Here is a 13,789-nt window from a genome sequence, read left to right as displayed (position 1 = left end):
AGGAAGTTTTAATTTTCCTGCTATATTTTTTTCTTTAAAATATTTACTGATGAAATAATGGTAAAGATCAAAATTCCAACATCGCCCACAATTGAAAGCCAAATTGGGCCAAATCCAAGAAGACTTAAAATCATAAGAATAATTTTTGTTATCATAATAATTGCTAGATTTTTTTTCGCTTTTTTATCAATAATTTTTGAAATTTTTACCAAATCTTTTGTTTTTCCAAAGGCTCTATCAAAAATTATTACATCCAAATTTTTAAAATTAAAATTGCAATCTTTTTTTACCAAACTTATTCCAACATTAGAAGCTTTTAAAGCATTTTTATCAAGCTTATCATCTCCAACAAAAACGACCTTATGACCATTTTTTTCCTCATTTAAAATTATATTTAATTTTTCCTTTGGACTAAGTCCAAAGCCATAGGAAATTTCAAGCTCTTTTGCAAGATTTTTAACTTCCATTTCATCGTTTGAAGAAAGAATTGCTATATCAGAAAATTGATTTTTCAAATAATCTATGCTTTCTTTTACGTCATCTTTTAAGTAATCTTCCAAAACAATTTTACAAACCAAATTGTCATTTAAGCTCATATAAATTGCCTTGTCAAAAGAATCATCACTTACATTTACAAATTCTTTTCTACCAATTTTTATTTCTTCATTATCATAAGTTTTTGCCCAAATATCAAGGTCATTTACAATCTCTTTTGCCAAAAAATATGAAGGATTATCTCTTCTTTTAAGCTTACTTACAATAGATTTTCCAATGGGACTTTTTGATAATTTTTCCAAATTATAAAGATAATCCAAAATCAAATTTTTGTTATAATTTCCATAATAAATTATATCCTTGACCTTGAATTCACCAAGAGTCATGGTATTGGTCATATTTGTGTAAAAATAGTGGCTATCGATTATTTTTTCAAAAGTTTTTTTGTCTTTGACAAGAATTTTATTTTTCTTTGAAAGGATTAGTCCAAAAATATATGGAAGAGAAGTCCCCAAAATAATACTTGTAGGACTTGCTAAAATCATAAAACTAATTGATTTTTGTACGAATTTACCAAGATTTGCTCCCAAAACTGCAGGAACTACTGCAAGAAAAATTGCAAGGGCAAAAATCATTGGTGTAAAAATCTTAGTAAAATTTCTAATTATCATTTCACTTTCAGTTTTTGTTTGGCAAGATTTTTTTATCAAATCCATAATTTCAAAAGCCAAAGAATTTTCAAAAACTTCTTTTGCCTCATATCTTATTTGTCCAGTTTTTAAAACAGAAGTAGAAAAGACTTGGCAATTTTCTTTAACTTCAATCGGAAGATTTTCTCCGTTTAAAGTCGAAGTATCCAAAAGCCCTTCGCCTGAGATTACTATTCCATAAACTGGGATTTTTTCACCTTCTTTTGCAAGAAGAATATCGCCTTTTTTTATATTTTTTGTGGAAATTTTTACAATTTTTCCATTTGATGAAATTTTATTTACATTTTTTGGGAAAATATTAGAAATATTTTTGAAATTTTCCCCCTCCTTGTCCAAGGCAAGTTTTTTAAAAAATTTAGCAAAATTAAAAATAAGCACTATTAAACAAGCTTCAAGGAAAAATCCTATAAAAAATGTAAGGAAGCTAGAAAGTGTAATAAGGAAACTTTCATCTTTTAAATTTTTTTTAGAAAAAGCTTCAATAGCTTTTATAAAAATATCATCTCCAATAATTAAATACATGGCAAGATAGCTTATAATTATAAAAAATTTCCTCCCACCTTGCTTGTAAAAATAAGTGACTATGACAAGTAAAATTGCATAAAATATTAAACTTATCAGATCCTTTTTTCTCTCTTTTTTCATATTTCTAAAAATTTCCATATATATACCTTTCATAAATTTAAAATCATTCTATAATTTAAGCCTTTAAATTCCAATTGAAAAACTTTAATTAAAAACACCCATCAACCCATCTCGACCAAAGGAGCGAAACGAGTGCGTGGAGAGATCTCGCGATATCTTTTTATTGTATATTTTTCTCAAATGTATTTATTTATAATTTTCTCCAAAATTAAAAATATTTTAAAAATTAATTATTTTCTTTTATATTCACAAAAAATTATAGCAGAAAGGGGAATTTGTGGCAAGATTTAAAGCTTTTAATCCCGAGTAAATAAGTTGAATTTAAATCCTATAAGTGTATATTGGAAAAGACTAAAATTAGATTTTTTTAAAGCGAATATTAATAAATTAAGATTTACATAAAGGAAGTGTTTAATGAAAGAAAATAAATTTATTTTAAAATCAGACTACACTCCAAAAGGAGACCAACCGGAGGCAATTAAAGAACTTGCCGAAGGAATAAAAAAAGGAAAGCACCACCAAATCCTCCAAGGAGTTACAGGATCTGGTAAAACTTTTACCATGGCAAATATAATTCAAGATGTCCAAAGACCAACTCTTGTTCTTGCCCACAACAAAACACTAGCCTACCAATTATTTACAGAATTTAAAGAATTTTTCCCAGAAAATGCCGTTGAATATTTCGTTTCTTATTATGATTATTACCAACCAGAAGCCTATGTTGCGGCAACCGACACATATATAGCAAAAGATTCTTCAATCAATGATGAAATTGATAAATTAAGACACTCTGCAACTATGAGTCTTTTTGAAAGACGAGATGTAATAATTGTGGCGAGTGTTTCTTGTATTTATGGCTTGGGAGATCCTGAAGAATATAGAAAATTAGTTTTATCACTAAGACCAGGCCAAGAAATTTCCCCAGAAGAAGTTATGAAAGAATTAATCGAAAGACAATTTGTAAGAAATGATTTTGATTTTTCACGAGGAACTTTTAGAAAAAGGGGAGATGTCCTAGATATTTTCCCAGCAGGAAATGAGGAAAAAGCAATTAGGGTAGAATTTTTTGGAGATGAAATTGATAGGATTTCAGAATTTGATTCATTAACAGGAAAAGTTATAAGCCACATATCCCACGGCTATATTTATCCTGCAAGTCACTATGCAACAAGTGCAGAAAAAGCTGCAGCCGCTATCACAACAATAAAAGAAGAATTAAAAGAAAGATTAGCTGAGCTTGAAAATCAAAATAAATTGGTCGAGGCTCAAAGGCTTGAACAAAGGACAAATTATGATATAGAAATGCTAGAAGAAATTGGATTTTGTTCAGGAATAGAAAATTATTCAAGACACTTATCCCAAAGAGAACCAGGCTCAAGACCTTATACATTAATAGATTATTTTCCAGACGATTTTGTGCTTTTTGTTGATGAATCTCACGTTTCAATTCCCCAAGTTGGAGGAATGTATGAAGGCGATAGGTCAAGAAAGCAAAATCTTGTAGATTTTGGCTTTAGACTTCCATCAGCCCTTGACAATAGGCCTCTAAAATTTCCTGAATTTGAAAAATTAATCAATCAAACAGTTTATGTTTCAGCAACTCCTGGCCCTTATGAAATGGAAAAAACTGGTGGAAAAGTTATTGAACAAATCATAAGACCAACTGGACTTTTAGATCCAATAATTGAAGTAAAACCAGTTGAAAATCAAATTGATGATTTGATAGAAAATATCCACCAAACTATTGAGAAAAAAGAAAGGGTTCTTGTTACAACTCTTACAAAAAGAATGGCAGAAGACTTGACCGATTACTTATCAGAAAATGGAATCAAGGTAAAATATCTTCACTCAGACATAAAAACAATCGAGCGAAGTGAAATAATTAGGGATTTAAGACTTGGAAAATTTGATGTTTTGGTAGGAATAAACCTTCTTCGTGAAGGACTAGATTTACCAGAAGTTTCTTTGATTGCAATTTTGGATGCAGACAAGGAAGGATTTTTAAGAAGTGAAACCTCCCTTATCCAAACTATAGGAAGGGCAGCGAGAAATTCAGAAGGTCGAGTAATAATGTATGCAGATAAAATTACAAGATCAATGAAAAAAGCCATTGATGAAACCGAAAGAAGAAGAAAAATCCAAACAGAATTTAACGAAAAACACGGCATAACCCCAACAACAATAAAGAAAAATATTGCTGAAATAATCCAAGTAACAAAATCAACAAATGAAATAGAAGAAGTAAAAGAAGAATTCTCACACGAGCAAGTTGAAAATATTATAATTAATTTAGAAACAGAAATGTATAAGGCTGCAGAAGAGCTAGACTTCGAAAGAGCAGCAGAAATTCGTGACCAAATAGCAAAAATGAAAAGAGAATTTGCTGGGGTATAAAATTCAAAGAAATTTAAAAAGTTGAATTTAGTAATATATTTATAGAAATAAGAATTAAACCATGCGCCATCTCTACTAGATTATTGTGCCTTGATTAGCCAATAATTTCTAAAACAAAGTGTGAGAACACGAAGAAATATGCAAAGCAAACGCAGAGCGTAGAAAAAGTCAGTTTAATAATTCATTAACGTTTTAAAAATAAAATTACGCTAAAACCCATCTCGACTAAGTGAGTGAAACGAACGCATGGAGAGATCTCATGAGATTTCTCGACTCACTACGTTCGCTCGAAATGGGTGAAAATTGAGTTTGTTAACAGTCTGAGTTTGCAAAGCAAACGTGTTTTAGTACGAGCGAGTGGAGAGATCTCGTGAATTAAACTTATCATTATAATTTACTTTGATTAAATGGAAAATTAAGCAAAAACTTATCTCAAGTACAGGGAAAAACTATGCTACACCCATCTCGAGCGAAGTCGAGAGATCTCATGAATTAAACTTATCATATAATTTACTTTTTCTAGACTTTTAGAAATTTAAGCAAATCAATAAAAAAATGCAAAGACAATATGCGGAGGTATAAATGAGTGAAAATAAAATAGTAATAAAGGGGGCGAGGACCAATAATTTAAAAAATATTGATCTGACCATTCCTCGAGATAAAATGATTGTATTTACTGGACTTTCCGGATCGGGAAAGTCCACCTTGGCTTTTGACACAATTTATGCCGAAGGTCAAAGAAGATATGTGGAAAGTTTATCATCCTATGCCAGACAATTTTTGGGAAACTTGGACAAGGCAGATGTCGATTCAATCGAGGGACTTTCCCCATCAATTTCAATCGACCAAAAAACAACCAACAGAAACCCAAGATCAACAGTCGCAACCGTAACAGAAATTTATGACTATTATAGGCTTTTGTTTGCAAGAATTGGAGATGCCTATTGCCCAGTTTGTGGCAAAAAAATCGAGGCCCAATCCATTGACCAAATGGTCGATAGGATTTTAAAACTTGAAAATAAAACAAGAATTCAAATCCTTGCCCCAGTAGTAAGAGAAAAAAAAGGACAACACAAAAAGAAACTCGAAAATATCCAAAAAATGGGCTACGTCAGAGTGATGATTGACGGCGAAAGATATGATCTTGAAGAAGAAATCGAACTTTCAAAAACCAAAAAACACGATATTTCAATAATTGTAGATAGGATTGTAATAAAAGAAGGAATAAATTCAAGACTTTCCGATTCCTTGGAAACGGCCCTTGAACTTACCGACGGACTTGTAGAAATAAATGTTTTGGACGGAGAAGATTTTATCCTTTCATCAAAACTTGCCTGCCCAGAAGGCCACATTTCCCTTCCAGAAATCACACCAAATATGTTCTCCTTCAACGCTCCCCAAGGTATGTGCCCAGAATGTAACGGGCTAGGATTTCATTTGCAAATTGACCCTGATCTTGTAATTCCCGACAAAAATCTTTCCATAAATGAAGGAGCAATCGACCCATATGCTACAAGTGGAAAGGGAACTTATTACAACGAAATGATTAAGGCTATTGCCAAAAATCACAAATTTTCCCTTGATGAGCCTATAAAAAATGCTCCAAAAAAAATGATTGATGAAATTTTGTACGGAACAAAAAAGAAAGTTTCCTTTACTTTCGATAGCCATTTTTCAGGAAGAAAAAATTATACAGGCCATTTTGAAGGAGCAATAAAAAATTTATCCGACAGGTACGAAAGAACAAATTCCGACGCTCAAAAGAAAAGAATGAGAGGCTTTATGAGCGAGGAAGAATGTAAAACTTGTCACGGCCAAAGACTAAAAGATGAAATTCTTGCCATAAAAGTTGACGGTAAATCAATTTCAGAAATTGCAGATATGTCAGTTGATAAAAGCATAGAATTTTTTGATAATTTAAAACTTTCACCAATGAAAGAAAAAATTGCCGAATTAATAATAAAAGAAATAAAGGCAAGAATCAAATTTTTACAAGACGTAGGACTTGGTTATCTTTCTCTTTCAAGAGCAGCATCAACCCTTTCAGGAGGAGAAAGCCAAAGAATAAGACTTGCAACCCAAATCGGATCGGGACTTGTTGGAGTTTGCTATGTTTTGGATGAGCCATCAATTGGACTTCACCAAAGAGATAACAATAAATTAATAAAATCCTTGAGAAATTTAACCGATATAGGAAATACACTAATAATTGTAGAACACGACGAAGATACCATGAAAGCTGCAGATTTTCTTGTAGATATTGGACCAAAAGCAGGAGTTCACGGAGGAGAAATTGTAGCAAAAGGATCACTTTCTGATATAAAAAAATGCAAAAAATCAATTACAGGAGCCTACCTTTCAGGAAAAGAAAAAATTCCAGTTCCAAAAGAAAGAAGAACATGGGACAAATATATAGAAGTAAAAAACGCCAGACAAAATAATTTAAAAGGAATAGACGTAAAATTTCCTCTATCAACCTTCACAGCAGTAACAGGAGTGTCAGGATCGGGAAAATCTTCCTTGGTAAATGAAATTTTGTACAAGGCAGTCACCAAAAAATTAAACAAATCCAAAACTCACCCGGGAAAACACGATTCAGTCGAAGGCGTTGAACAAATTGACAAAATAATTTCCATCGACCAATCCCCAATAGGAAGAACCCCAAGATCAAATCCAGCAACCTACACAAAATTATTTGACAATATCAGGGACGTTTTTGCAATGACAACAGAAGCAAAAATGAAAGGCTTTGATAAGGGAAGATTTTCTTTCAATGTAAAAGGAGGAAGGTGTGAGGCTTGTAAGGGCGATGGAACAATAAAAGTTGACATGATGTTCTTGCCAGATGTCTACGTTCCATGCGAAGTTTGTCACGGACAAAGATATAACAGAGAAACCCTAGAAGTAAAATACAAGGGAAAAAATATATCAGAAGTTTTGGACATGACAGTAGAAGAAGCCTTAAAATTTTTCGAAAATCATCCATCAATAATAAGAAAATTACAAACTCTTTATGACGTTGGACTCGGCTATATAAAAATCGGCCAACCATCAACAGAACTTTCTGGAGGAGAAGCCCAAAGAGTAAAACTTGCAAGCGAGCTTGCAAAAAGGTCTACAGGACAAACCCTATACATTTTGGACGAACCAACCACAGGACTTCATATGGCAGATGTTCATAAATTAATAGAGGTTTTAAATAGATTAGTTGATCAAAATAACACAGTAGTAGTAATCGAACACAACCTTGACGTAATAAAAGTCGCCGACCACATAATAGACCTAGGACCAGAAGGAGGCGACGGAGGCGGAGAACTTTTAGTAACAGGGACTCCAGAAGAAATAGCAAAATGCAAAAAATCATACACAGGACAATTTCTTAAAAATATTCTTTAAAAAAATTATAAAACAAAGATCACCCAAGGGTGGTCTCAGAGCGTAGACAAAGTATAAATTTAGCTAATATTTTATTTTAAAATAAATATTAAGCGACGTACCATCTCGACTAAGTGAGTGAAACGAACGCATGGAGAGATCTCATGAGATTTCTCGACTCACTACGTTCGCTCGAAATGGGAAAAAAATTAGTTTGTCAACAGTCTGAGATCACCAAAGGTGGTCTTTTTAAATTATTTGTAAAATTTACAAAAAATAATCTAAAAATTTAAAATAAATTTTGAATAAAAATTCTTAAAAATCTTAAAAAAATTTAATTTCCCAATTCATATAAATTATTTTAATAATATTTATCAAATGACTTAAAAAAGCACTAAAAATATTAAATAGGTTTTTATGAATATTTATAAAATATGTAGACTTTTTGAAGAAAGATGATATAATGGAAGTGTAAAAATTTAATTTTTTTTAAAATTAATACGAGCTTTTTAAAATATTTAGTATCTTATAAAAACAAATAATAAAATACTAAATATTTATAAAAGTAAATTGTTGTATGCAACTAAAAAATTATAATCTTACCTTGATAATGGTATAAGAAAGGAAAGTTATGAAAAATTCGAAGAAGATGATAGAAATCATCGAAAAGAAAAAAGAGTTAAGCGAAGAGAAAACTCCTAAATATGGCACAAGAAAACTATCAATTGGTTTAGTATCATGTATGTTAGGGTTTTCACTAATAATCGCACCATGCTCATCAAAAGCAATAGAGTTAAAAGAAAGTCCAGAAGCAGCAGCTTCTGAAAAAAACATTCCAGAAACTCCTGTTGTAGATGAAACAAAACCTGCTGAAACACCAAAAGAAGAAACAGCAACGCCTGTAGAAAATCCTACAGAAACTACACCAGCTGTAGAAAAAAAAGTAGAAACAAAACAAGCTGATACATTTAAAGCTAACCTACAAACTATTACAGTAGATCAAGGAAAAAATGTAGAAGATTATAAAAAAGCAATAACAAATCTTCCACAAGATGCAAAACTTGATGTAACAACACCAGCAGATACAAAAGAAGCTGGAGAAAAAGCTGTAAAAGCAACAATTACATTTTCTGATGGATCAACAAAAGAAGTTGAAATAAAAGTAAATGTAAATCCAGTAGAAAAAACTGAAGAAAAAAATACTGAAAATTCATTAGAAGTTTCTCCAGAAGAAGAAAAGACAGGAGTGACTGCTCCTAATGAAGGGGTTGATGCAATTTCATCTGCGACTTATTACAACAAGGCCAACTGGGAAAATAAAATCAAAGATAAGTCTCGTTGGCCTATAGGCGACAAACAAAGACTTGTGAGGGTATCCACATCAGACCCACTAGAAATGAACGATGTAAACTACGACGGAGCATTTATTGATGCCAATGGTAGAACTGTACTTAGACTTATATACAGGGAAAAGGCAGCTGCTACTTCCGGCGTTTGGTACAGAGCATTGTTCAACTTTGGAGAGCTTGACCAATACGTTGACTATGACAAGTCCTATGTTGTAGGTAGAGATGGTGAAACAAAGTATGATTTAAAACCATTTAACGACAGAAAAGAAAGACTGCTGGATATTGGTAGAGCTACCGGGGACAGAACGAACCAAAGAAAGAATCTACCTATAAACTTAGTATTAAATGAAGGTTTAAGAACAAAGGACCTAGGAGATAGGAACTATATCGTTCAAATGCGTATCACTAATGGTGACGATGCGACTAAGATATACGCCTACGCACCGGGCAAGTCTTCAATGGACTATTCATCTTATACGAAATCTACCTCAGTTTCACTTAGCGACAAGGTTGACTCACTTTTCGTAAAGGGCGGCCAACAAAGTGACAGTGAAAATGCGACGAATCAAGAATTCTTTATGTCTGAGTATATAGCTAACCCGGACGAGTATGCTGATACAACTAATATTGGTATAATCAGAACTCAATATAAGGGGCAAAGAAAAGGTACTGCAGATTCGCCTACAGTAGGCGGAGAACCTATTGCCTTCGTTCAAGTCTTTGACGCGAAACTTGTACCTTTCTTAAAAGAAGAAGCTGATGGTACTATTGCCTATACAAACCTATTAAATGAAGATAGGACCGTATCAAAATTTGCCAACAAGGTGAAAATTAAAAAGACTGACATTAACTACTCAAAGGATGGCAAGCTAGCCTATGTTGTACTAGCACCTAAGGCCTTCCAAAAAGATGGCGTTAATAAAGTAGAAATTTCTAAGCATGACCAATATACAATGCTTCAAGGTTTTTATTTCACTGCTATTGATTATCTAGTAGACAAGACTAAATTTGCAGATAACTTTGTTGGCACAAACAAACTAGACTACTCAATGATGTCCGGTTGGATGAATCCAAACATTAACGGTTGGACAGTTTTTGAAAAAGAATATGAAAACGACTATAGAGTACCTGAAGGAGAATCCTACCTAATTGACGTAGGAACAAAACCTGCAAGCAACCAAATCATGGTTCAAATTGGTGACGAAACAAGAGCTATCTATAGAAAACCGCAAGGTTACTACAATGGCTACGTTACTGGCAAAAATGGCATCGACCAAATCGATGAATTTGCTAAAGGTGTATATAAATTTACACTTAGAGAAGGTGCTACTATTGAAAAAGGACAAAAGATAAGAATACTTGTACCTTATGTAGGAGACCACCCAGATACGGTCAACTTCTTAGAAGCCAATGACGGCACAGACTATAACAAGGGATCTGCCCAACTAAGATTGCAAAAAGATAGAAATATCAATATGCACCTTTACACAGACCTTCCTGGTGGAGCAACATTTAAATTAAGATATACTCTAAAAGGTCAAACTGAAGAAAAAGAATTAGTTTTCACTAAGCCAAATCTTGCAGGTGGACTATGGAAATATAATGACAGTGACAAAGTTTTAACAGGTATACCAAATAGATCTTCAACTTCTACAGGTGGTAACTTCTATATAGATACTACAAAGCTAGAAAAAGGAAAAGATATATTTGTAGATGCTTATGATGAAAAAGGTAATAAATTAGAAGATAAAACTTCTTACTTTAGATATTCTAAAGTTAACAAGGTAAGTGTATACAATGATATGACTTGGGTTGACCACACAGATACTTCATCAATCCTATCTATCAATAAGTCACTTTACACTCCATATCAATTGATATTTACAAATGATTATGCAGAAGGAACAGATGACTTCTACAAGGATCCAAGAGCATTTACTGGAACTAATGAAAACTTTATGAAAGACACTACAAGCTTCGTTGGTTATACAAAGTATGACGGCGGTAAAGTAAGAACTCTTTATGAAGAAGGAAGAGTTGGCAAACTTTACGCAAAAGTTGAAGCTGCTGCAGATGAATATACTGATAAGGGCGAAATAAAAACTGATAATAGTAAGAAGATTACTATTCCTAAGTCTGATATCTTTGATGCTCAATTTGAAGGAGATAACAAAGAATATAGAGCTTATGAGTATACAGTAAACTTAAGAGAGATGCTCCTTTATCATTCAGAAGATAAAACACCTAAACCACTTACGTTATTGAAGGATATGAAGTTTGTTTCAACAGCATCAGACGGTTCATCACTTCCATCTGACCTATATGAAACAAGAGTTAGAGCAAGAGTATTATTTGATGCAAATACCGGTAAATTAACAGAAGGCGGCAAACAAGTTGATAGAGTTGTTAAAATAGCACCAGATAACGTTAAGTTCTACGGCCAAGAAGGCTACAAAGCTAACGGTTTTGAAGGTGCAAATGTAGAGGCAAATACTGGCGATAAATTCCCAGGTGCACCAACACTAGCAGGAAAGAACTTCTTGGGTTGGGTTACTGAAGCAGGTAAGAAAGTACTAGGCGACAATGCGGTTGTTACAGCTGATGCCTTTGGCAAGTTAAGCAAAGATCAAATCTTTACTAACGAAACACCTGTAACAAAACATTTGGTTGTCTATGCTATTTATTCAGAAGATGTAGCGGTTACCTTTGATGCGAACGAAGGTAAGTTTGCCGATGGCAAGGACACAACGACAGTTGAAGCCGAAAGTGGTAGTGTTACAAAACCAGCTGATCCAACAAGAGAAGGCTATACTTTCAAGGGCTGGGCAGCAAGCAAAGATGCAACAGAAGCTGATGCTAACATCTTAAATAATGTAACAGCAGCAAAAACTGTATATGCAGTTTGGGAAAAGAAGGCTGACGCAGAACTTACTTTAAAAAATCCTAAAAAAACTCCAGTAGGAGATTTAAACGCATTAACATCAGGAGAAAAGGATGCTGTAATTGCAGCTATTATAAAAGCAAACCCAGATGCAAAATTAACAGCAGCAGATATCAAGGTTGAAAACGACGGTAAAGCCATCGTAAGTAAAGATGGCAAGACCAAAGAGTTTAAGCCGGAAGAAACTGTAGAACAAAAAGAAGTTCAAAACAACTTCAACCCACCAAAAGAACCGGTTCTTGTTGATAATACAAGCACATTAACACCTAAGGAAAAACAAGCAGTTAAAGACGCTGTTAAAAAAGCCAACCCGGACAGAAACTTTACAGATGATGACATTACAGTTGCAGATGACGGTACTGTAAAAATCAACCAAGACGGTAAAGTAGGAACTATTCCTGCTGATAAGACCGTTAAGGCTAAGGACTCAGTTTTAACATTAGTTGATCCTGATGTAACTGAAGTTAAGGACATTAACAATCTTACTGAAGAAGAAAAAGATGCAGTAAAGAAAGCTGTTATTGCAAAGAATAGTGGCTTGACTGAAAATGACATCACAGTAGACTCTAAAGGTAACGTTAGTGTTAAGACCAGTGATGGAAAGACAGGAGAAATTCCTGCTTCAAAGACAGTTAAAGAAAAAGACTTGTCAAAATTAAAGAAACCGACAGTAACGCCTGTAGCAAATGATAAAAATCTAACAGAAAATGAAAAACAAGCAGTTAAAGATGCTATCAAGGCTGCCAACAAAGACTACGACTTACAAGATAATGAAATCACAGTAGATGAAAACGGTAAGGCAACGGTAACAAGAGGCAAATCTTCAAAAGAATTTGCACCAGCAGATACTGTTAAGAAAGACGCCAAACTACTTGATGTTAAGGAACCTAAGAAGACAGAAGTTGCTGACATTAATAAGCTTACAGAACCAGAACAAGAAGCGGTTGAACAAGCGATAATTGATGCTAACCCAGACCTTAAACTAACAAAAGAAGAAGTAGTAATTAATGATGATGGTTCTGCAGTTATTACAAGAGGTGACAAGAAATATGCACTTGCACAAAAAGATAATGTTGTTGAAAAATTAAAATACCCTGAAATAACTGAGGTTGCCAATCCGGCTAAACTTACTGAAAACGAAAAAGCCGATGTTGAAAGAGCAGTTAGAAAAGCTAACCCAAATCTACCAGAGGGTACTACTGTTGTTGTAGGAAATGATGGTACAGTAACAGTAACTTATCCAACATCAGATGGTAGAAGTCCAGCAACAATACCAGCTAAAAATACAGTTGTAAAAAATAATACTAAAGACAAAACAGCACCAGCTGCACCAACAGTAGAAGCAAAAGACGATGGCAGCGTAACAGTAACACCACCTAAGGATGTAGATGTTAAGTCAATGGATATAACATATACACCAGAAGGATCAGACACACCAGTCACAGTTAAAGCAACAAAAGATGACTATGGCAATTGGTCACTACCAGCAGATAGCGGTCTAAAAATAGATCCAGCATCTGGCGTAGTAACAATTCCAGCAGACAAAGTTAAAGACGGTACAGAAGTAAGTGCAAAAGCAAAAGATGAAGCAGGTAATGCATCAACTGCAGGAACAGCAAAAACTCCTACAACAGCAGATAAAACTGAACCAGTAGTTCCAGCTAAGACACCAGTTGCAGACAAGACTAACTTAACAGATGATGAAAAAGCAGCAGTTAAGAAAGCAATCGAAGATGCAAACAAAGATAAATTGCCAGCAGGAACAACAGTAGAAGTTGGTAAGGACGGAACAGCAACAATCACATACCCAGATAAATCAACAGATACAATCAAAGGTAGTGACTTAGTAGAAGCAAAAACTCCTACGACAGCAGATCAAA

4 protein-coding genes are annotated in these 13,789 nt (G+C 33.6%); 3 read left to right on the top strand and 1 reads right to left on the bottom strand.

The window, feature by feature from the left end:
* Nucleotides 1-20 precede the first annotated feature (20 nt).
* The gene (locus tag BN2087_RS01335) at nucleotides 21-1,883 is read right to left on the bottom strand and encodes an HAD-IC family P-type ATPase (protein ID WP_245190765.1); all 1,863 of its coding nucleotides are present in this window, start codon (nucleotides 1,881-1,883) and stop codon (nucleotides 21-23) included.
* A gap of 381 nt (nucleotides 1,884-2,264) precedes the next feature.
* Between BN2087_RS01335 and uvrB the strand changes: the two genes are divergently transcribed.
* The 3 genes from uvrB to BN2087_RS01320 form a co-directional block, all read left to right on the top strand.
* Nucleotides 2,265-4,244, top strand: a complete 1,980-nt coding sequence (gene uvrB / locus BN2087_RS01330) for an excinuclease ABC subunit UvrB (RefSeq protein WP_049690105.1) — start codon at nucleotides 2,265-2,267, stop codon at nucleotides 4,242-4,244.
* A gap of 582 nt (nucleotides 4,245-4,826) precedes the next feature.
* Nucleotides 4,827-7,640 (top strand): excinuclease ABC subunit UvrA, encoded by a 2,814-nt coding sequence (uvrA, locus tag BN2087_RS01325; protein ID WP_049690104.1) that lies wholly within the window; start codon nucleotides 4,827-4,829, stop codon nucleotides 7,638-7,640.
* A gap of 610 nt (nucleotides 7,641-8,250) precedes the next feature.
* A partial coding sequence (locus BN2087_RS01320) for a MiiA motif-containing surface protein (protein ID WP_053094088.1) occupies nucleotides 8,251-13,789 on the top strand: 5,539 nt, incomplete at its 3' end.

This window comes from Anaerococcus jeddahensis, assembly GCF_001182725.1.
GTDB classification, from domain to species: domain Bacteria; phylum Bacillota; class Clostridia; order Tissierellales; family Peptoniphilaceae; genus Anaerococcus; species Anaerococcus jeddahensis.
The sequence above is the reverse complement of the archived record's forward strand: the minus strand, read 5'-3'. Positions and strand labels throughout refer to the sequence as shown.